Annotated in this window: 21 protein-coding genes; 6 read left to right on the top strand and 15 right to left on the bottom strand. The window is 62.4% G+C overall.

Going from position 1 to position 20,343, the window contains the following annotated elements; translation table 11 throughout:
• Nucleotides 1-4: 4 nt before the first annotated feature.
• The 12 genes from ACLBKR_RS16035 to ubiT all read right to left on the bottom strand — a co-directional run bounded on the left by ACLBKR_RS16035 (nucleotide 5) and on the right by ubiT (nucleotide 13,828).
• Nucleotides 5-805: an ABC transporter ATP-binding protein gene (locus tag ACLBKR_RS16035; RefSeq protein WP_113457401.1), complete on the bottom strand. Its 801-nt coding sequence runs from the start codon at nucleotides 803-805 to the stop codon at nucleotides 5-7.
• Entirely contained in the window at nucleotides 802-1,599 is a 798-nt protein-coding gene (locus tag ACLBKR_RS16030) for an ATP-binding cassette domain-containing protein (RefSeq protein WP_414899647.1), read from the bottom strand. Before ACLBKR_RS16030 ends, ACLBKR_RS16035 begins: the two co-directional genes overlap by 4 nt.
• Nucleotides 1,596-2,429 (bottom strand): ABC transporter permease, encoded by an 834-nt coding sequence (locus ACLBKR_RS16025; protein WP_113339360.1) that lies wholly within the window; start codon nucleotides 2,427-2,429, stop codon nucleotides 1,596-1,598. Before ACLBKR_RS16025 ends, ACLBKR_RS16030 begins: the two co-directional genes overlap by 4 nt.
• Nucleotides 2,426-3,415, bottom strand: coding sequence for an ABC transporter permease (locus tag ACLBKR_RS16020; RefSeq protein ID WP_113339359.1), 990 nt, complete (start codon nucleotides 3,413-3,415; stop codon nucleotides 2,426-2,428). Before ACLBKR_RS16020 ends, ACLBKR_RS16025 begins: the two co-directional genes overlap by 4 nt.
• A gap of 148 nt (nucleotides 3,416-3,563) precedes the next feature.
• Nucleotides 3,564-5,174 carry an ABC transporter substrate-binding protein gene (locus tag ACLBKR_RS16015; protein WP_113339358.1) on the bottom strand — a complete coding sequence of 537 codons (1,611 nt, stop codon included), beginning with the start codon at nucleotides 5,172-5,174 and terminating at the stop codon, nucleotides 3,564-3,566.
• Nucleotides 5,175-5,308: 134 nt separating this feature from the next.
• Complete coding sequence (locus tag ACLBKR_RS16010) at nucleotides 5,309-5,923, bottom strand: TetR family transcriptional regulator (protein WP_113339357.1); 615 nt, start codon at nucleotides 5,921-5,923, stop codon at nucleotides 5,309-5,311.
• Nucleotides 5,924-5,991: 68 nt separating this feature from the next.
• Nucleotides 5,992-9,063, bottom strand: a complete 3,072-nt coding sequence (locus ACLBKR_RS16005) for an efflux RND transporter permease subunit (protein ID WP_113486336.1) — start codon at nucleotides 9,061-9,063, stop codon at nucleotides 5,992-5,994.
• The gene (locus ACLBKR_RS16000) at nucleotides 9,060-10,142 is read right to left on the bottom strand and encodes an efflux RND transporter periplasmic adaptor subunit (protein WP_113443015.1); all 1,083 of its coding nucleotides are present in this window, start codon (nucleotides 10,140-10,142) and stop codon (nucleotides 9,060-9,062) included. The genes ACLBKR_RS16005 and ACLBKR_RS16000 overlap by 4 nt, the downstream gene beginning before the upstream one ends.
• Nucleotides 10,139-11,191 (bottom strand): efflux RND transporter periplasmic adaptor subunit, encoded by a 1,053-nt coding sequence (locus ACLBKR_RS15995; RefSeq protein WP_162757388.1) that lies wholly within the window; start codon nucleotides 11,189-11,191, stop codon nucleotides 10,139-10,141. The genes ACLBKR_RS16000 and ACLBKR_RS15995 overlap by 4 nt, the downstream gene beginning before the upstream one ends.
• Before the next feature lie 221 nt (nucleotides 11,192-11,412).
• Nucleotides 11,413-12,351, bottom strand: a complete 939-nt coding sequence (gene ubiV, locus ACLBKR_RS15990) for a ubiquinone anaerobic biosynthesis protein UbiV (protein WP_414899641.1) — start codon at nucleotides 12,349-12,351, stop codon at nucleotides 11,413-11,415.
• A 2-nt stretch (nucleotides 12,352-12,353) separates the two neighbouring features.
• On the bottom strand, nucleotides 12,354-13,331 hold the full coding sequence (gene ubiU / locus ACLBKR_RS15985; protein ID WP_112829498.1) for a ubiquinone anaerobic biosynthesis protein UbiU: 978 nt from the start codon (nucleotides 13,329-13,331) through the stop codon (nucleotides 12,354-12,356).
• Complete coding sequence (gene ubiT / locus ACLBKR_RS15980) at nucleotides 13,322-13,828, bottom strand: ubiquinone anaerobic biosynthesis accessory factor UbiT (protein ID WP_112829499.1); 507 nt, start codon at nucleotides 13,826-13,828, stop codon at nucleotides 13,322-13,324. Before ubiT ends, ubiU begins: the two co-directional genes overlap by 10 nt.
• A 110-nt stretch (nucleotides 13,829-13,938) precedes the next feature.
• Between ubiT and ACLBKR_RS15975 the strand changes: the two genes are divergently transcribed.
• Both ACLBKR_RS15975 and ACLBKR_RS15970 read left to right on the top strand, forming a co-directional pair.
• Entirely contained in the window at nucleotides 13,939-15,447 is a 1,509-nt protein-coding gene (locus tag ACLBKR_RS15975) for a UbiD family decarboxylase (RefSeq protein ID WP_113424703.1), read from the top strand.
• A complete protein-coding gene (locus tag ACLBKR_RS15970; RefSeq protein ID WP_414899638.1) occupies nucleotides 15,444-16,037 on the top strand; it encodes a UbiX family flavin prenyltransferase in 594 nt (197 codons plus the stop codon). Before ACLBKR_RS15975 ends, ACLBKR_RS15970 begins: the two co-directional genes overlap by 4 nt.
• On the opposite strand, the gene ACLBKR_RS15965 is transcribed toward ACLBKR_RS15970, so the two are convergent.
• Genes ACLBKR_RS15965 through ACLBKR_RS15955 form a run of 3 tightly spaced genes read right to left on the bottom strand, consistent with a single transcriptional unit; the run spans nucleotide 16,031 to nucleotide 17,350 of the window.
• On the bottom strand, nucleotides 16,031-16,714 hold the full coding sequence (locus ACLBKR_RS15965) for an NnrU family protein (RefSeq protein ID WP_414899636.1): 684 nt from the start codon (nucleotides 16,712-16,714) through the stop codon (nucleotides 16,031-16,033). The two genes, ACLBKR_RS15970 and ACLBKR_RS15965, sit on opposite strands and share 7 nt — an antisense overlap.
• Nucleotides 16,711-17,184 (bottom strand): hemerythrin domain-containing protein, encoded by a 474-nt coding sequence (locus ACLBKR_RS15960; RefSeq protein WP_112829502.1) that lies wholly within the window; start codon nucleotides 17,182-17,184, stop codon nucleotides 16,711-16,713. Before ACLBKR_RS15960 ends, ACLBKR_RS15965 begins: the two co-directional genes overlap by 4 nt.
• 10 nt (nucleotides 17,185-17,194) lie before the next feature.
• Entirely contained in the window at nucleotides 17,195-17,350 is a 156-nt protein-coding gene (locus tag ACLBKR_RS15955) for a hypothetical protein (RefSeq protein ID WP_244712229.1), read from the bottom strand.
• A 98-nt stretch (nucleotides 17,351-17,448) separates the two neighbouring features.
• On the opposite strand from ACLBKR_RS15955, the gene ACLBKR_RS15950 reads away from it, so the two are divergent.
• The 4 genes from ACLBKR_RS15950 (at nucleotide 17,449) to ACLBKR_RS15935 (ending at nucleotide 20,292) form a co-directional block, all read left to right on the top strand.
• Nucleotides 17,449-18,015 (top strand): cytochrome c oxidase subunit 3, encoded by a 567-nt coding sequence (locus ACLBKR_RS15950; RefSeq protein ID WP_113486340.1) that lies wholly within the window; start codon nucleotides 17,449-17,451, stop codon nucleotides 18,013-18,015.
• A 4-nt stretch (nucleotides 18,016-18,019) separates the two neighbouring features.
• Nucleotides 18,020-18,301: a cytochrome C oxidase subunit IV family protein gene (locus tag ACLBKR_RS15945; RefSeq protein ID WP_112829575.1), complete on the top strand. Its 282-nt coding sequence runs from the start codon at nucleotides 18,020-18,022 to the stop codon at nucleotides 18,299-18,301.
• Nucleotides 18,302-18,464: 163 nt separating this feature from the next.
• Nucleotides 18,465-18,917 carry a c-type cytochrome gene (locus ACLBKR_RS15940; RefSeq protein ID WP_112829504.1) on the top strand — a complete coding sequence of 151 codons (453 nt, stop codon included), beginning with the start codon at nucleotides 18,465-18,467 and terminating at the stop codon, nucleotides 18,915-18,917.
• A gap of 28 nt (nucleotides 18,918-18,945) precedes the next feature.
• Entirely contained in the window at nucleotides 18,946-20,292 is a 1,347-nt protein-coding gene (locus ACLBKR_RS15935; RefSeq protein ID WP_113448653.1) for a nitric-oxide reductase large subunit, read from the top strand.
• Nucleotides 20,293-20,343 lie beyond the last annotated feature (51 nt).

The raw sequence follows: 20,343 nt of genomic DNA, 5'->3' as shown, positions 1-20,343 counted from the left end.
GTTCTTACGGATTGTCGGTTGCGGGCTTGGAATTTTGGCCGGCAACGAGCCGGGGGACGGCGGCGACGAGCGCCTTCGCCGCCATCGATTGCGGATTGTCGATCACCGCATCGGCCGGTCCCGTCTCCACGATACGGCCCTCATGCATGACCGCGATCCGGTGCGATACCGCCTTGAGAACGGCTAGATCATGGGAGACGAAGAGATAGGCGATGCCACGCTCCCGTTGCAGTTCGACAAGAAGTTCGAGGATGCGCCGTCTTATCGAGGCGTCCAGCGCGGAAACCGCTTCATCGAGGACAATCAGTGACGGACGAGGCGCCAGGGCGCGTGCGATTGCCACGCGCTGGCGCTGGCCACCGGAAAGTTCGCGGATCGAACGCACGGCATAGGAGGCCGGCAGGCCGACGCGTTCGAGCAGGGTTGCAATCTCGCGCGGCCGCCCGGCACGGTCGACAATGCCGTGAATGCGCAGTGGATCGTCCAGCACCGACGCGACGGTAGCGCGCGGATTGAAGGCGGCAAGCACATCCTGAAACACCATCTGCATGCTTCGCCGACGTTGCCGGAGACGGGATCCGGACAATGCGAGCCAGTCCTCACCGGCAAAGCATACCTCTCCGCCGTCGGCTGCGAGAAGCCTCAGCAATAGACGGGCGAGCGTCGATTTTCCGCTGCCTGAGGCACCGGCGAGACCGAGCGTCTGGCCTTCTGTCAGAGTGAAGGACACGCCGTCGAGAGCCGTCACGTTGCGGCCATGGGACATGTAGCTCTTCGCCAATTCCTGGACGGTCAGCAGGGTCATGGCGGAGGGCTCCCGCTGAGGAGGGGCGGAGACGCCAGATCGAGATGGTTTGCGATCAGGCTTCGGGCGTATGCGGTCTGCGGACGATAGAGCACGGTCTGGGTCGCGCCGCGCTCGACCAGATGTCCGTTCTCGAAGATGGCGACGCGATCGGCAAAGCCCGAGGCGAGCGCCAGATCGTGGGTTATGAAGAGCAATGTCATCCCGTTTTCGCGAACGAGTTCATCGAGCAGCGAAACGATTTCAGCCTGCACCACCATGTCCAACGCGCTGGTCGCTTCGTCCGCGATCAGAAAGGATGGGCGGGCGGCGATCGCCGCGGCGATTGCGATGCGTTGGCGTTGCCCGCCGGAAAACTGATGCGGATAGGCGGCGAGCGCCCTTTCCGGCAGGGGGATACGGACCTGGTTCAACAGATCCAGCGCTTTGTCGAGGGCTTTCTTCCACCCGAACCCGAGATGCTGGCGGGCGCCTTCAGCGATCTGCTCGCCGATGGTCAGGACCGGGTTGAGGCTCGCCGTTGGGTCCTGGAATACGAAGCCGATGTCCCGACCGGGCACCGGAGGCGTGTTGCGGGACGGCCAGCTGATTTTTCCCTCCATGCGCGCGCCTTCGGGCAATAACCCGGCAACCGCGCAGGCAAGCGTGCTCTTTCCGGAACCGCTTTCGCCGATGATCGCCAACCGCTCGCCGGCGATCACGTCGAGATCAACAGCATGAAGAGCGGTCGCCTGCCCGCCATTCTTTCCATAGGTGACGGAAAGCTTTCGGACCGCGCAGAGGATTTCGTTCATGACGTGCCCACCTTCCGCCCATTCAGCGCCTTGTCGAGCCCTTCTCCAACCAGATAGACCGCGATCACCGTGACGACGAGGGCGAACCCCGGAATGATCGACAGCCAGGGCGAAGAGCGCAGCACATTCCGGCCTTCGGCGATCATCGATCCCCAGGTCACCCTGTTCGGGTCGCCGAGCCCCAGAAAGGAAAGGGCCGCCTCGGTGAGGATCGCCGCCGCAACGATGACTGCAGAGAGGGCGAGCACCGGCGGCAGGACATTGGGCAGGATTTCCTTCAGCGCGATTTCGACGGGGTGCATGCCGATGACGCGGGCCGAGGCGACATAATCCTGTTCACGCGCCGAAAGAACCTGGGCGCGTGTCAGCCGCGCGGGATCCGCCCAGGCGCCGAGCGCGATGGCCAATATGACAATTGGCATCGAGGCTCCCATGACGCTGACGAAGGCAAGCGCCAGCAGAAAACCGGGAACGATCTGGAAGGCGTCGACCACGCGCATGAGAGCTTCGTCGACGAGCCCGCCGGCAAATCCAGCGGCAAGGCCGATGCAGAGCCCGAGGACGAGAGATGCGGCAGCGGCAGCCAGCCCCACGGCTAGAGAGGTCCGTGCTCCATGCAGCAGTCCGGAGAACACGTCGCGGCCGAGCCTGTCCGTGCCGAGGGGAAAGGCGGGGTCGGTGAAGGGCGTGATGAGGGCGCGTCCGGCGATGCGCAGCGGATCTCCCGGTGCGAGCACCGGGGCCAGCGATGCGACTGCGGCCAGCAGGATCAGAAGGACGAGGCCGATTGCGCCCTCGGGCGTTACCATCAGTCTTCTCGCCAGTCTCATGACGCCGTCTCCGAAGCGCCGACCCGTGGGTCGAGCCATGCGTAGAGCGTGTCGATCACCAGGTTGATGAGGATCACGAGAACGGCGGAAACCAGAATGATGCCCATCAGCAGGGGGGCGTCACGACCGCTGACGGCTTCCTGTGCCAACCGCCCGAAGCCAGGTATGGCGAAAATGCTCTCGATCACCACGCTGCCACCCAGCATGGCCGCCGACCGGAGGCCGAGCATGGTGACGAGCGGTAACACGGCGTTCCTTGCCACATGGCGCAGCACGATCCGTGCCCGGGAAAGACCACGGGCGCGGGCGAAAAGCACGAAATCGAGCCTCCAGACTTCCGCCATGCCGGCTCGCATGACGCGCAAGAAAAGAGCAAGATAGATCAGCGCGAGGGTGGCGACGGGAAGAACGAGATGCGTTGCGATGTCGGCGACGCGCGCAAGGCCGGTGCGGCCCGAGGCGATGGTTTCGATGCCCGAAGTCGGCAGCCAGCGAAGCTCGACCGAAAATACGATGCTCAGCATAAGGCCGAGCCAGAAGCTCGGGATGGCATAAAGAACCAGCGAGACGGTGGAAAACAGCCTGTCACGCAGGCTGCCCGGCCGCGCGCCGGCGAGAATGCCAAGCGCCGAGCCCAGCCCGAAAGAAAGCGTGGTGGCACTGCCCATCAGAAGCAGAGTGTTCGGGAGCCGCTCGATGAGGAGGTCTAACACCGGGCGATCGAAGGCAACCGACCAGCCGAGATCGAAGCGGGCGAGCGAGGAAAGATAGAGCCAGAGCCGGGCGATGACCGACTGGTCGAGGCCATAGCTCTGCCGGAGCGATTGCACGAGCGAAGGATCGCCGCCGCCGATCGAGACGAGATAGGCGTCAACCGCATCGCCCGAAGCGGATTCGAGCAGGAAAAACGTCAGCAGGACAATGACCAGCAGTACCGGAATGCTGCTGATCGCGCGACGTCGGATCAATTGGATTGCACGCTTCACGCCGGGCTTGGCCTTGCTCGATCGATGGGATGAACAACGCTATCCTATCGTCCCGGAGAACGGAATCCAATTTCGGGAAGCGGCGCGAGGTTCGACAGACTTCGGGAAAGCGCCGTGCATTCAAACCCATGCACGGCGATCCACATCGTCACGATTGAAGCGCCGTATCCGCCCAGTTGGAAACAGCCCAGCGCGGATTGCTCGCAACGTTGAGAACCGTGTCGCGGGCGACGGTGATGAAGCCCCATTCCGCGACATTGATGAGCGGCAGGTCGGCGGCGACGCGCTCCTGGAACGTGTGGTAAAGCGCAGTACGGGCATCGGTATCGACCGTCTCGGTTGCTTTCTCGATGATGCCATCCAGTTCGGCGTCGGCATATCCGCCCTGATTGGAGAAGGGAACACCTGCGGGAATGCCGGATTGGACGAGGATTGTGGTCGAGATCGCCGGGTCGCCTCGGAACACAGGGGGTGCTACGGCCAGATCGAAGTCATGATCCGTGTAGACCGCTTTCTGGTGGGCGGCAGAGTCAGCGTTCACCAGTTCGGCGTCGATGCCGATCGCGGCGAGTGCCTGGCGCAGATAATCGCCGAACTGCCGAGTTTCGTTGAAATAGGGCGCAGGTCTAAGCTTCAGCGAAAAGCGCATGCCGTTTGCGGCGCGCGGATAGCCGGCCTCATCCAGCAGGGTATTGGCTTTGCCGACGTCGAAATCATAGGTCTGAACATCCGCGGTGTAGAACTCCGGAGCGTTCTTCGGAACCGGCCCCGTGGACGCAGCGGCATAGCCGAGAAAGATGGTGTCGACGACGAATTTCCGGTCGATGGCATGGGCGATTGCCTGCCGAACCTTGAGATCGGCAAGTTCCGTGCGGCGATGGTTGATCTCGACGACGAGCTGGTAGGTCAGCGCTTCGTAACCCTTGGTGATGACCTTGATGCCGGCAACCCTGGAGATACGGTCGAGGTCGGCGAGCGGCACGGCGGAAAAGGCGGCAAGCTGGATTTCCTCGGCTTCCAGGGCGGAAGCGGCGGCGGCGCGATCCGGCAGCACGCGGAAGATCACCTCGTCGAGCTTGGGCTCGCCCTTGTTCCAGTAATCAGCATTGCGCTCCAGGCGATAGTATTCACCCGGCTTGTGTTCGGCGAAACGGAAGGGACCGGTGCCGATGGGGCTGGTGTTGGTAGGGTTCGCGGCGATGTCGGTTCCCTCGTAAAGGTGCTTCGGCACCACGCTGCTGACCACGGGCAGAGCGTTGCGGATCAGTTGCAGCGGCGTGGGCTTGGAAAAGCGGAAGACAGCCGTCAACTCGTCCGGCGTTTCGACCGTGTCGAGATTGGCGAACACAAGGCGTCCGAGGTTCTGCAAAGTCTTCCAGACATTCAGCGCCGAGAATGCAACGTCGGCGGAGGTAAAGGGCTTGCCGTCATGCCATTTCACGCCTTCCCGCAGTTTGAAGGTAACGCTGCGGCCGTCATCGGAGCCTGCCCACGACACGGCAAGCCGCGGAGTCAACCCATTCTCTCCATCATACGAGGCTTCCGCCAGCGGCTCGATCACTTTGCTGGAGATGAAGAACACACCATTTGACGCCACGATGGCGGGGTTCAGATTCTTGGGCTCCGAATCGGCGGCGACGATCAATCGCCCGCCGCTTTGCGCATCCTGGCCAAAGGAAAAGGAGGGCAGGGCGGTGGAAGCGAGCAGCCAGCCCGCCCCTTTCACCAGGGAACGACGCGAAACGGCGAAATGGGTCATCTATCTTTTCCAGGTCGAATTGCGATGTCGCCATAGTGACCTCAAAAGATGACTTCCAGAAGCCATGGAAATCCGGCGGATCGCTCGGCGGTGGCAAATCATTGTAAAGAGCGCGCCGGCAAAGGAAAGCCCGTTCATCGCAGCAGCATGTTCGACAAGGTTCTGTGCAGTTCGGCGCGGTAACTGTCGTCGTCACGGGCCGTTTCGGTGAAACGGGCGAGGTAGGGCCGCGTGGCGGCGGTCATCGCCATGGCGCTCGTGAAAGCATAAAACAAGAAATCGGGATCGCCGGCATGGGCCTGTCCACGCGCTTGAGCCACCCGGATACGGGCGACGAACAGGCCGCGCATCCTTGTGCCGATCTTTTCGAAGGCGTATTCGAAACGCTCGTCGCGGTCGGCGAATTCCTTGAGCATGAACATGGCGAGTTCGGGGCGGTCACAGAGAAGATCGGTGAGGACTGCGATGGCTTTGGGAAGGGCGTCTTCGGCATCGGGTTCCGGAAGATGCCGCATCCGTTCGCAGAGATCTTCGGCAACACCGTCGATGGCGGCCTTCCAGAGCCCGTGCTTGGATCCGTAGAGACGTCCGACATAGGCGACATCGACGTCCGCAGCCTCCGCGATAAGACGCAGGCTGGTGCCGTCATAGCCATGCCTGGCGAAGGCGAAGGTCGCCTTTTCCACGATTGTTGCTGCCTTCGGCTCCTGTCCCAGCGGCGGGCGGCCCCGGCGACGTGGCTCCTTCATCCGGCTACTCCTCGTTTCCCGGCGGTCGCGGCCCCGGGTCTGGCTGCGACCGAAGTTGACGGCCTCTGCTATTCCGCTTCGGCCGTTACGGAAGAGGCCGGCGTGTCGGGCGTCAGCCGGAACCAGGCGACGTAGAGAGCTGGCAGGAAAATGAGCGTCAGCAGCGTACCGACGATAATCCCGCCCATCATCGCATAGGCCATAGGCCCCCAGAACACCTCGCGGGCAATCGGGATGAGGCCGAGACTTGCGGCAGCCGCTGTCAAAAGGATCGGCCGCGTTCGATGCTGGGTCGCTTCCAACACGGCCTCCCAGGGCGCCTTGCCCTCTGCCCTGAGTTCCTCGATCTGGACCACAAGGATTACCGAATTCCGGATCAGGATGCCGATCAGCGCGAGAACCCCGAGGATCGCCACGAAACCCATCGGGGCGCCGCTCGGCAACAAGGCGGCGACAACACCGATCAGTGCAAGCGGCGCGACGGAGAAGACCAGGAACAACCGCGAGAAGCTTTGCAGCTGCACCATCAGGATGGTCGCCATCGCGAGCAACATATAGGGCACGACGGCTGCGATCGGTTCTTGGCTTTCAGCGCTCGATTCCACGGTGCCGCCGACTTCCAGCGTAAAGCCTGTCGGCAGCGTCTTGCGGAATTCGTCGACAGCGCCGGTAAGCTGTTCCACGACGGTGGCGGGCTGCATGGCGTCGAGAATGCCCGCCTTCACCGAGATCGTCGGAACGCGGTCGCGCCGCCAGATGACCGGCTGCTCGGTTTCGTAGCGGAAGTTGGCAACGGCGGCGAGCGGCACGGAGGTTCCGTTGGAACCGGTAAGCTGCAGATCCTCCAGCGTGTCGATCGAACTGCGCTCCTGCGGGTTGGCCCGGGCTATCACATCCACGAGGTAGACATCGTCATTGATCTGGGTGACGGAGGTGCCGCCGACGACACCGTTCAGCACGGTGGCGATATCCTTGGAGGAGACGCCGAGCAGGCGGGCCTTGTCCTGCAAGACATTGACGCGGAGCACGCGGGCGGGTTCCATCCAATCGTAGACCACGTCGCCGATATGCGGGTTGCGGGCCATGATGCCGGCCAGTTCCTGCGCCTTGAGCTTCAGGGTTTCGATATCCTCGCTCGAAATGCGGTACTGGACGGGCCGGCCAACGGGCGGGCCGATATCGAGCAGCTTCACATAGGCGTCCGTCGCCGGGAATGTCTTCTTCAGGTAGTCCTGAAACTGGCGTTTAAGCCTGTCGCGTGCTTCCAGATCCTTGGTAATGATGATGGTCTGGCCGAAGGCCGGGTCCGGGGGCTGGACGTCGAAAGCGAGGACGAAGCGCACCGCGCCCTGGCCGACATAGCTTGAATAGCGCACGACATCAGGATTGCCGGCAAGCTGTTCCTTTTCGAAGCGTTCAATTTCCGCATTGGTTTCGGTAATCGAGACGTTTTGCGGCAGGGACCAGTCGACAATGAGTTCGACGCGGTCGGAAGAGGGGAAGAACTGCTGCTGCACGAATTGCATGCCGTAGATCGACAGGCCGAAAATAGCAACGGTGATGCCGATGGTCGTAAAGCGCCAGTGCATGCTCAGATGCAGGAAATCTTCGAACATGCGTCCGAAAAAGCCCTTCTTGTGTTCGTGCTTCTTCAGCTTCTCCGAGAGGATGGTGGCGCCGAGAAGCGGCGTGAACAGCACGGCAACGATCCATGAGGTGAGGAGCGAGACGGCAAGCACCACGAAGAGGGTGAAGGTAAACTCACCGGCCGCGCTGCTGTTGAGGCCGATCGGTATGAAGCCTGCGACAGTGACGAGCGTGCCCGTCAGCATCGGGAAGGCGGTCGAGGTATAGACGTAGGTTGCCGCCTTCTTCATGGGGTCGCCGATTTCGAGACGGGCGACCATCATCTCGACGGCGATCATCGCGTCATCCACCAAAAGGCCAAGCGCGATGATGAGCGCGCCGAGAGAAATGCGCTGCAGCGAGATCTCGAGCAGCGACATGACCAGGAAGGTGATCGCCAGCGTCAGCGGGATCGAGAGTGCCACCACGAAGCCGGCGCGGAGGCCGAGCGAGACGAAGCTGACGACAAGCACGATCACGACCGCTTCGAACAGTGCCTGGGTGAAGCCGGAAACAGCTTCCTCCACCACTTGCGGCTGGTCGGAGACGAGATGGACGCCGACACCGACCGGCAGTTTCGCCTCGATATCGTGCATTTCCGCCTTCAGGGCCTCTCCGAATTCGAGAAGGTTGGCACCCTGCTTCATGCCGATCGCAAGTCCGATCGCCGGCTGACCGTTGAAGCGGAAGAGATCGCTCGGCGGATCGGTATAGCCGCGGCGGATGGTGGCGATGTCGCTCAGGCGGAAGAAGCGGTCATTGACGCGAAGATTGACTTCCCTGAGGCTGTCCTCGCTCGAGAACTGGCCACCGACGCGAACGCTGATGCGCTCGGGGCCAGACTGGATGACGCCGGATGGCGCCGTCGCGTTTTGGGCTTGCAGCGTCGAAAGCACGGCCGTCTGATCGAGACCCAGGGACGCCAGCTGCCGGGTCGAGAATTCGAGGAAGATGACTTCATCGCGGGCGCCGACGAGATCGACCTTGCCGATATTGTCCACAGCGAGAATGCGGGTTCGCGCTTCCTCGACATAATCGCGCAGCTGCCGTTCGCTCAGCCCGTCGGCGGTGAAGGCGTAAATGTTGCCGAAAACATCGCCGAAGTCGTCGTTGAATTGCGGTCCGAGCACGCCGGACGGGAACTCGCCCTGGATGTCGGCCATCATGTTGCGGACCTTCTGCCAGATCTGCGGCACATTGCGGGCCTTGGTCGTCGGCTTCAGTTCGACGAAGATCAGGGTGGAGCCGGCGCGGGTGATCGATTTGGTATAGTCGAGGCTGTCGAGTTCCTCTAGCTTGCGCTCGATGCGCTCCGTCACCTGCTTGGTGGTGTCGGAGACGGAAGCGCCCGGCCATTGCGCTGAGATCGTCATCGTCTTGATGGTGAAGGACGGGTCTTCCTCACGGCCGATTTCCACGAAGGATAAGGCGCCCGCCAGCATGAAGATAATCATCAGGTACCAGACAAGCGAACGATGCTTGAGGGCCCAGTCCGAAAGGTTGAAGGACTTCATGGTGCATTTCCTTCCGGAACGATGATTTTCTGACGGTCCTGCAGCGTATGCACGCCGGCGATTGCGACGCGGGAGCCTGGCTGAAGGCCGGACGCGACGGTGAAGATTCCGTCCTCGCGATGGGCGACTTCGATCTCCTGCTTCACGGCAATGCTGTCCTTCTCGTCAATCAGCCAGACATAGGTCTTGCCGTCCTGTTCCAGCAGGGCGGTGACCGGAAGGGTGAGCGCCGGGGTGCTGTCGTGCTCGAGGGCGGCTCGCACGGTGGTTCCGAGGCGAAAGGACGCCGGCGGATCGATCAGCGCGATGCGGACACGCAAGGTCCGCGTGATCGCGTCCGCCTCGGGGGCGACTTCGCGCACGCTGCCTGCAACGACGGCGTTGGGGTCCATTTGCAGCGAGATCCGGAACTTCGTTCCGATGGCGATGGGGCCGCGTTCGACGGGAATATCGACGACGGCATCCCGGAGATCGGGACGTGCGATGGTCACGACCGCATCGCCTGGCTCGACAATCTGCCCGACCTCGGCGGCCGTGGCCGTCACGACGGCATCGAAGGTCGCCTCGACCTGAGCGTAGGACAGCTGTTCCTCCGCCTTTGCCAGTGCTGCCTGCGCGCGGCTCACCGTCGCTTCGGCTGCGATTGCTGCCTGATCGGCGCTTTCGACCGTGGACTGGGTTGACGCCTGGGTCGTCAGCAGAGCCCGCTGGCGCTCGGCGGCGGCTTGCGCATTGGTGAGTTGGGCAAGCGCGCTTCCGACTTCGGCCGAGGCGGACCGAACGGCAAGCTCCAGTGCTGTCGGATCGATGGCGGCCAGACGCTCTCCACGGGCAACCGTGTCGCCGACATCGACATCGCGGGAAATGAGGCGACCGATGATGCGGAAACCGATATCCGTCTTCACTTGCGGTTCGACCGTTCCGGCATATTCCTCGGTGCGGGCGGGTTTCAGTTCGGCGACGGCTGTCAGCACCGGCCGGGGTGATGCTGCTTCCGTGGTCTCCTCGCTGCCGTTGCAGCCTGAAAGCGCGAGCGTCGCCAATACGAGAAAGCCCGCCGTCCGGATGAAGCCTGTCATTGGGTTACCTCCGGAAGAACGGTTACGGTCTGGCCGTTGCGCAAGAGCTTCGTGCCCTCGCTGACGACGATGGTGCCGGGTTCCAGCCCGTCGGATACGAGTACACGACCCTTTTCGTAGAGGAAAATATGGATTCTGCGCCGTTCAACGGTATTGGTGTTCGGATCGAGAACCCATACGGCGGGTTCGCCTGCCTCGGTGGCAAGCGCGGTCCAGGGAAGTACGATGACTTCCACCTGCTGCAGCGTGCCGGTGCCGGTTACCGCGGCGCCGAGCGTCATGGCCGCGGGCGTGTCCGTGAGTCCGACCTTCACCCGCACCGTCCCGGTCGCCGGATCGACGGTCGGCGAGATCTCCCGTATCTTGCCGGTCGTCGTCACCTTCGGGTCGCTGACCAACGAGATGGTCATCTGGTCGGATGTCCGCGCGTCGGCGTTGATGAACGGGGTTTCATAGAAACGGAAGATGGCGTCCCGCTGCCCATTATGGGCAAGGCGGAAAACGGTCTGCGCCGTCTGGGTCAGCTGGCCGATCTCGCCCCGGCGTTCCACGATGACCCCGTCGGCTTCCGCTTTCAGCAGTGTGTAGCCCAGCGCTTCCCTGGCGTTGGCGAGCGCTGCGCGGGCGCCTTCGGCAGCATTGACCGCGCTGTTATAGGCGGCATCCGCCGCATCGAAATCGCTGCGGGTGGTGAAGCCCTTGGTCAGCAGTTCCTGTTGGCGGCGGAGCGTCGCCTCCCGCTGGGAAACCAGCGATTCCGCCGAACGCAGCGTCGCTTCGGCAGAGGCGAGGTCGGCCTGCTGTTCTTCCGCGTCCAGCCGCGCCAGTACGTCACCGGCCTTCACATGGCTTCCGACGTCGGCATTGCGCTCGATGATGCGGCCGCTGACCCGGAAGGAAAGATCGCTCATCGTGCGTGCGCTGATTTCGCCCGTCAGCGTAATCGTTCGCGCATAAGGCGTCTTTTCCGCGACGATCGTGCGGACGAAGGTTTCCGCCCTAGGCGTTTCCGTCTTCTCGTCGCCGCAGCCGGCAAGTGCGAGCGGCATTGCGAGCACGATGAGGGCTGGCCAATGTCGCCAGCCGCCGGATGTCTGCTTTCTGGACCAAGGATGCGCAGGCGGGCGTCGACGAGGGAAAGGTAGCATCCGTTTCCTGCTCCGGTTGGCGGTTCTGGAATGCAGCCCATTTTGGCGGGGCTGTGCAAGTTGAATTTAATCAATGAGTGTTGATTAAATTCTTCCAACCGGAATGCAAGCGGAATTTCCGTTCAGGCGCCGGCGGCGCTGAAGGCCGTATCTTTTGCCCTGGCAACCCAGGCTGCACCTTCCCGGGCGTGATGGAAACCGTTCGAAAGCGGAGCCGCAGGATAGATCTCCTGTAGTCTGTCGATCGCTTCCCAGACTTCCATGCCGCCATCGAGAACGGCCCGATAAAGAGTGGCCACGGCAACCATGTCGCAATCCTGGGGTGACAGCCGGAAACCGGAAATGCCGGCCGCTGCCAGTTCCTTGAGTTCGCCAAGCAATGCCTGGCAGGTATGGGAGACCGTCTGGACGCCGTTGAGGGCCAAGAAGGACTGCCGGTCGAGCGTCTTCACCGGCAGGCCGTCCGGGTCTTCGCCGCAGACGAACTGGCAATTGTCCTTGATATGCCCCTTGGCGCGGGCATGGGCACAGCGCGCCGAGATTGCCAGAGGCATGCGGCCGAAGGCGAAAACTTCCAGGGCGATATCCGGGGTCTCCGCCGCAATTGTCCGTACCGAGGAAAAGGGCAGTTCGGGCGGCAGACAGATGCTGGACGCGCCGCGGGCGGCAAGAAGTCTGGCCGTGGCGGCGTTGTAGACATTGACCAGCGGGCCGATCGAATGGGGTTTGCCATTCAGCAGGCCGAGCGCGGAGAGATCGTTCGCCTCTATCGGATACTCGCTTTCGGCGACCATGTCGCGGACCTGGCGGCTTTCGCGCTCCAGCGTCACAAGCGCCAGGGTCGAGAGCACGACGGTCTTTCCTGCCGCTTCCAGTCGCTCGGTCACCTCCGCAAGATGCGGCTCAATGAAATGCTGGCGCTTGGAACAGACGGTTTCGCCGATCACCACTCGTTCGACGGGAGCTTCGTCCGCGATGCGGAAGTGGAAGTCGCGCCATTTGGGACCATCCCAGAGATAATAGACGGGACCCATGGTCAGGGAAGGGGTGGCATGGGGCATGGTCATCTCCAGCGCTTCTCGTAGGCGCCCGACGTAGTTTTCTGGCCTTCGCTCAGGGCGCTGAGGCGCGAGAGCAATGCCGCCCGGTTGGCCGGATCGGCGGCAAGCGCCTTCTTCAGCGTTGCGACGACCTCGGCGACATAGGCTTTGCCGCGCTGACGTCCCTCGATCTTGAGCGCGCTGACGCCGGCCGCCTTCAAGGCCTCGATCTCGCCCATGACGTCGAGCGAGACTGGATCCTCGAAGGCGTAGGCATGGGTTTCGGCAATGTCGAAGCGGCCCTTGCAGAGCGTCGGGTAACCTGCGGCCTCGCCGAGCGGGAAACGGTTGATGGTGTAATCACCGAGTTCCGAAACGAGATCGTTGCCTTCGTTGCGATAGCGGACATGGCTCGCCGGAGAGCAGACGCCGTTCATGTTCGGCGATTTTCCGGTCGCATAGGAGGAAAGCGAGCAACGGCCTTCCGCCATCACGCAGAGTCCTCCGAAAACGAAGACTTCGATTTCGCAGCGGATCTGCTTCGCTATGCGGGCGATGTCGTTGATCGTCAGTGTTCGGGGCAGCACCACCCGCTTGGCATTGAAGGCATCGATGAGGAAGTTGATCGCATCGGCATTCGATGCGGACGCCTGCACGGAGACGTGCAGCCGCTGTTCCGGGTAGCGTTCCGCCACATGGGCCATGAGGCCGAAATCGGCAAGGATCAGGGCATCGGCGCCGAGCGCCACCGCGTCGGCCGCCGCCCGATACCAGACATCTTCGTCGCCGGCGCGCATGAAGGTGTTGAGGGCGACAAAGGTCTGGGTGCCGCGCCGTCTGGCATACACGATCGCCTCGCGCAGTTCCTCGCGGCTGAAGTTGAGGCCCGGGAAGTTTCGTGCATTGGTTTCGTCGCGGAAGCCGCAATAGACGGCATCGGCACCGGCATCGACGGCTTCGCGAAAAGCGGCGGGGGTGCCGGCGGGGCAGATCAGTTCCATGGGTTATTCTCCCCGGCAAGCGCCCGGCGGCGGATTTCGTTACCCAAGCGGCTGAAGATCGGCCCCAGCGGTCCGGCCATGGCGGAGAGATCGCGAGGCAGGTCGATGTTGCAGTCATCGAGTGCATTCCTCATGGCCAGCATCGCTTCCATGTCGCCGGTGACGACCAGATCACGGGAAAAGAACAGCGCATCGGCGTCGCAGCGTCCCTCGAGCAAGGCGAGCAACAGGAAAAGGGGGCCGCCAACGGATGCATCGGCTTGCGGCGCTGATGACTTGCGCTTGACTGTTATGGATGGCCTTGCGGGATCGACGATGAAGGCAAGCGGCAGGTCGGAAGGCAGGAAGGCGAAGCGCTTCGCCTTGTGCTCACCCAGCCGTTCGAACAGGTTCGGATGCTCCTTGAGCATCCGTCTGAACAGCATTCCCGTCGCTCGCTCGATGACAGGCAGGGGCATGAGGTCGAGCGGCGTTGCTAGCGTTGGCGGAAATTTCATGGGCCTCGGTCTTTCAGGACAGCTATCGTGCCGAAAACTAACCGCTGCGACGGGCAAGCGGTTTGAGCTAGCGCAAAGACGAGGAGATTTTGGCAGGCCACACAGTCGGAATGACAAACGCTCCTTCGCCGCCTCGCCGTTACGACAGCCTGCAGCACTTTACCGCCGAACTCGAGCGAACGGGCAGGCTGAAGCGGATTTCCCGCCCCGTCTCGCTGGTGCACGAGATTACCGAGATCCATCGTCGCGTGCTGGCGGCGGAGGGGCCGGCGCTACTTTTCGAGAAGCCGGTGAATGCCGCGGGCGAGACCGTGGCGATGCCGCTGCTTGCCAATCTCTTCGGAACCCGCGAACGCATCGAATGGGGGTTCGGCCTTGCCGGGGGGCGTATCGGCGATCTCGCCTCTCTTCTCGGAGAATTGCGGGAACCGCGTCCGCCAGCCTCGCTCAGGGAAGCGCTCGGCAAGCTGCCGTTGGTGCATTCGGCGCTTTCTCTCGGGGTTCGCCGGGTGACGCGGGCGGCTTGCCAGGAGGTCGTCCGGCGCGGCGATGACGTCGATCTCGGTCGGCTTCCGGTTCAATGGTGCTGGCCGGGGGAACCGGCGCCGCTCGTCAGTTGGCCGCTGGTCATCACCTGCGCTCCCGATGATCCCGCAGACATCAATGTCGGTATCTATCGTATGCAGGTGCTTGGCAAGGACCGCCTCATCATGCGCTGGCTTGCTCATCGCGGAGGAGCGAAGCATCATCGCCAGTGGCAGAGACTCGGCCGCGACATGCCGGTTGCCGTTGTGATCGGCAGTGATCCGGCCACTATTCTTTCGGCGGTGATGCCGCTTCCGGAAGGCATGAGCGAACTCGGATTCGCCGGTCTTCTGAGGAAAAGACGAAGCAGGGTGGTGAAGGCTGTCAGCCAGCCGCTTTGCGTCCCGGCCAATGCCGAGATTGTGCTGGAGGGAACGGTTTCCGCCACGGAGATTGCGGAAGAGGGGCCCTATGGCGATCACACGGGCTATTACAATTCCGTCGAACGTTTCCCCGTGATGACAATCTCGGCCATCACGACGCGGAGGGCGCCTGTCTATCTGTCGACCTATACCGGTCGCCCGCCTGACGAGCCTTCGAAGCTCGGCGAGGCGATGAACGAGCTTTTCATCCCGCTGGTGAAGAAGCAGTTTCCGGAAATTCTGGATCTCTGGTTGCCGCCGGAGGCCTGTTCCTACCGGGCGATCGTGGTCTCGATCGACAAACGCTATCCGGGGCAGGCAAGGCGCGTGATGATGGGGCTGTGGTCGATGCTGCCGCAATTCAGCTACACCAAGCTCATCATCGCCGTCGATCCCGATGTCGATGTGCGCAACTGGGCCGATGTGGTCTGGGCGCTTTCCACTCGCTTCGACGCCGGTCGCGACGTCACGCTCATCAACGATACGCCGATCGACTACCTCGATTTCGCCTCGCCGAAGCCCGGCCTCGGGGCCAAGCTCGGCCTCGACGCCACGGTCAAGGTCGGGCCGGAGTCGGATCGCGAATGGGGCCGCGTCCTGAAGATGACGCCTGACGTCGGGGAGAAGATCGACGCCATCTGGCATGAACTCGGACTTGGAGACATGGTGTGACGGATATCCGCAGGGTGGTGCTCGGGGTCTCCGGCGCTTCGGGGGCGGCGCTTGCGCTCAGGATCGGCGAGAGGCTGGCGGCGCTTTCGGGGGTCGAACTGCATCTCGTCGTCACGCGATCGGCGCTCAGGACCTTCGGTCACGAACTGGGCGCGGATGCCATCGGCCGGCTGGTGGGGCTTGCAGCCCGTTATCACAAGATCGATGACGTGGGCGCCTCCATCGCCAGCGGATCGTTTCGCACCGAAGGCATGATTGTCGCGCCGTGTTCGATGAAGAGCCTTGCCGGAATTGCGACGGGGCTTGCCGACAATCTGCTGGTCAGGGCGGCCGATGTGCATCTGAAGGAACGGCGACGTCTTGTTCTTCTCGCGCGGGAAACGCCACTGCATCTTGGCCATCTGCGCAACATGACCGCCGTGACTGAAATGGGCGCAATCGTGATGCCGCCGGTGCCGGCCTTCTATCGCCGCCCGCTGACGGTGGACGATGTCGTCGATCACATTGCGGCGCGTGCCATCGATCTCCTGCAGTTGACAGACCAGCCGCTGGCGGTCGAATGGCAGGGAGAACAAGGCGGCTTTCAGTAGGAAAGGGCTGTCAGCGGATCGGCGCCGAAGAGTGCTGCGTGGCCGCCGGTGAGGAGCCAGAGCGTGATGACGGCGGTAACCGCCAGCGCGAGGGTGAATGGCCCGTCGATGCGAAACTTCGTTCTGCCCGTGAGGATGCCCGCAAGGGGCACCATCGGATAGCGCGCGGCAAGCGCCGGCCAGCCGGCGCCGAGCCTCCGGCGGGCGCGTCGGTCCAGAATGAAAAGTCCAGCTACGGAGAACAGGCCGAGACCGCCGAACAGGACGAGCGAGCGGAGGTCTCCGTTGACTATGAGGTGGCCGAAAGACCAGAGCATGAAGCCCCATTGTACCGGATGCCGGGTGATCCCGACCATCGCGCCGGGCTCGTCGCCCTGGCGGAAGCTGATCGAGAAGGGATTGGGGGAGAGAAGGCCGGCTATGACCAGAAGGAGACCGAGCGGCGAAAGCATCAGCGTCAGCCTCGCCTGCCAGCCGGCCGGGGCCCAAAGCTCGATGTAATCGGTGTTCAGCGCGGCGTGGAAAAGCCAGGCGAGCACCAGTATCGACACCAGGGAATAGAGGCCGAGATAGGTCTTGCGCCCGAGCAGGGCGATGGCGCCTGCGCGAACCGGCGGCAGAGCCGGGATCGAATGCAGCGCCAGAAAGGCGGCAAGCGCCATCACAAGCTGGTTCACATCAGGATCTCCCGCCCCTCCGCCTCGGCGGCGCACAATGCCTCGATCATCAGCTTTTCGGCGGCCACGTGTCTGCGGACGCATTCGAAGAAGCCGCGCAGCATGTAGCCTACCGTGTCGAAAGACAGGCGGCAACGACCTTCGATCACGGCCTTCAGCGTCAGGGAAATCTCCTCGGCGGCAAGCCCGTCGCAGCGATGCTCGCCTTTCAGCCGCTCGATCATCATCGCCGCGAAGCAGGAGCCGGCGCTGCGATCGAAATCGGGAAACAGCACCTTCTCCTCGAGTTGCTGCGTCTGTTTGAGCAGCGGCGCGACCGTCTGCGCCACCTCGTTGCAGAGATCCTCGTTGATGTCGAAAGGCAGCGAGTCCGCGATGTCCTCAAGCTTGATGCAAAGGGCGAGCAGAGCTTCGTGGTTCCTGTCGAGGGCCGCGAGATCCTGTGCGTTGAGCGGGATTTCCGTCGTCATGTCCTCCTCCTCATTGTCCGACGAACAGGATGGCTGCGATGACAACCGAGGCAGCCACGGCGGAAATCGTTCCGCCGCGCTGCAATACGCCCATCCTGTGCAGGGTGATGGCGAAGCCGACGATAACAGGTGTGACGACGGCAAGTCCGATCTGTGCGTCTGTCATGAGCAATCTCCTTTGATGCCACAGCCTAAGCCGGTCAACCGTCGGCTTCTTTGTGTTTGCTCAAAGAGACCGGCGATGTTGCCGGCTAAGAGAGCGCAATGAACGCAACCGCCAAATCATTGAACCTATCCGTGGCAAGCGCATCCGAAGAGGAGGGCGATACGCTCCTTCTCTGGGTGCTTGTCTGGAGCGAACTTGTCGCCTTCGGCATCTTGATTGCCGGGTTCCTCGTGATGTCGCTACTGGAGCCGGAGCATTTCTCAGCGGCCAGGCAATATCTCAATCCGGGTCTTGCAGCGATCAACACCGTCATCCTCCTGACAAGCGGCTGGCAGTCCGCAATGGCCGCGCGCCGGGGAGCTTCCGTCGCGGAGGTTCGCCGCTCGCTGGTTTGCGCGGCCGGTCTCGGCCTTGTCTTCATGGCGGTCAAGCTCGCCGAATATGCCGGCGAGATCGTTCATGCCGCAGAGGATGCGCTGAGCGGTTTCTTCGAGATCTATTTTCTCGTTACAGGTTTCCATCTGCTTCATGTGGTCTTCGGCTCGGTCATCCTCCTCATCGTCGCCTGGCGGCCTCAGCGGCAGAATGTGATCCTGATAACCACGCTCTGGCACGCGATCGATCTTGTCTGGATCGTCATGTTCCCGATCCTCTACCTGGCATGAGATGATGACCGACGCTTCCACGGGAAAACTGTTCGGCACCTTCGCGACACTGGTGGTGCTCGCTTCGGGTGGGGCCACGCTTGCGGCCCTGAGCGGCGGGCTCCTGGTGCCGGTCGCCGCCGTGTTGCTGATTGCGGCGGTCAAGGCCCGTTTCGTCATCCTCGACTTCATGGGGCTGCGGTCCGAGAAGCGCGGCATGCGTCTGGCGCTTCTATCCTGGCCGGCTCTTTTCCTGCTGGTCGCATTCGCACGGTCGGTTGCGATTGCCTTTTTGGGCGCTGCCTGAGCGGATCGTTCGCTTGTTTGCAAAAGCGCAAAGAAGGCTTTCTCCCTGGCGCTAGAAGGGGAGCGTCCCGCAGCCTGCGCGTCCTGATCATCGCGCGGGCTGCGGGCGGGGATTTCACCAGGCCGGCGGCGCTCCTGTCCGCGGGCAAAGAAAGGACCAGGGGATGGCAGAGCGCCTGACCAAGACAGGGGCCCGCAATGTCTTTTACGGCGGGTCCATCTTCTTCTTCGCGATCTTCGTGGGGCTTACGGCCCACAGTCACTACTACATGCGGACGAGCTCGACGGACGAAACGACGCTGACAGACAGCGTCGCGCGCGGCAAGCACGTCTGGGAGCAGAACTCCTGCATCAATTGTCACACGCTGCTGGGAGAGGGCGCCTATTTCGCACCGGAACTCGGCAATGTCTGGAAGCGCTGGGGCGGCGAAAGCGATCCCGAAGGCGCCCGAGAGACGCTGAAATCATGGATGGCGGCCCAGCCCTCCGGCGTCGAGGGACGGCGGCAGATGCCGCAGTTCAACCTGACGGAGCAGGAACTCAACGATCTCGCCGACTTCCTCGAATGGACGAGCCGGATCAAGACGCAGAACTGGCCGCCGAACGAGGCAGGCTGAGAAACGTCGACCCAAGGAGAACCCAACCATGAAATACCAAACCCAGAAGGTCGCGATGCTGTATTTCTACGGCGCCCTCGGCCTTTTCCTCGCCCAGGTCCTGTTCGGCGTGCTTGCCGGCACGATCTATGTTCTGCCGAATACGCTCTCCGAGCTCCTGCCCTTCAACGTCGTCAGGATGATCCATACCAATGCGCTGATCGTCTGGCTATTGATGGGCTTCATGGGCGCCACCTATTATCTCCTGCCGGAAGAGGCGGAGACGGAGCTCTACAGTCCGAAGATCGCCATCGCTCAGTTCTGGCTCTTCCTGGTTGCGGCTGCAATCGCCGTGGTCGGATATCTCTTTCATATCCATGAGGGACGCGAGTTTCTCGAGCAGCCCTTCGCGATCAAGGTCGGTATTGTGGTCGTCTGCCTGATGTTCCTGTTCAACATCACGCTGACGGTGCTTAAAGGTCGCAAGACGGTCGTCACCAATATCCTGATCTTCGGTCTCTGGGGTGTGGCGATCTTCTTCCTCTTCGCCTTCTACAATCCGGCAAACCTCGCGCTCGACAAGATGTATTGGTGGTACGTCGTCCACCTGTGGGTCGAGGGCGTATGGGAGCTCATCATGGCCTCCGTGCTTGCCTTCCTGATGATTAAGCTGAACGGCATCGACCGGGAAGTGGTCGAGAAGTGGCTCTATGTCATCGTTGGTCTGGCGCTGTTCTCCGGCATTCTCGGCACAGGGCACCATTACTACTGGATCGGTGCTCCGGGTTACTGGCAGTGGATCGGTTCGCTGTTCTCCACCCTTGAAGTTGCCCCGTTCTTCACCATGGTCATCTTCACCTTCGTCATGACCTGGAAGGCCGGCCGCAAGCATCCGAACCGCGCAGCCCTGCTCTGGTCCATCGGCTGCTCGGTCATGGCGTTCTTCGGCGCCGGCGTCTGGGGCTTCCTGCACACGCTGTCGTCGGTGAACTACTACACCCACGGCACGCAGGTCACGGCGGCCCATGGGCACCTTGCCTTCTTCGGCGCCTATGTGATGCTGAACCTTGCCGTCATGGCCTACGCGGTCCCCGAGATCCGCGGACGCCGGCCCTATAACCAGTGGCTTTCGATCGCGAGCTTCTGGGCCATGTGCACCGCGATGTCGGTCATGACCTTCGCGCTCACCTTCGCGGGCGTGCTGCAGGTGCATCTGCAGCGGGTTCTCGGCGAAAGCTACATGGCCGTGCAGGATCAGCTTGCGCTGTTCTACTGGATACGTCTCGGCTCGGGCGTCGTCGTCCTCGTTTCTGCGCTGATGTTTATCTGGTCGATCCTGGTGCCCGGCAAGGAGCGCGAGTCCGTCTTCGGCGGTGTCGCGGAGCCGGCAGAATAAGGAAAACGACCGCCTTCTCCTTTCGGGGAAGGCGGTCTTATCGAACGGTCT

This window comes from Paenirhizobium cremeum (assembly GCF_047553425.1).
Lineage (GTDB): Bacteria > Pseudomonadota > Alphaproteobacteria > Rhizobiales > Rhizobiaceae > Allorhizobium > Allorhizobium cremeum.
Note: the sequence above shows the minus strand (reverse complement) of the source record. Positions and strands in the feature narration are given on the sequence as shown.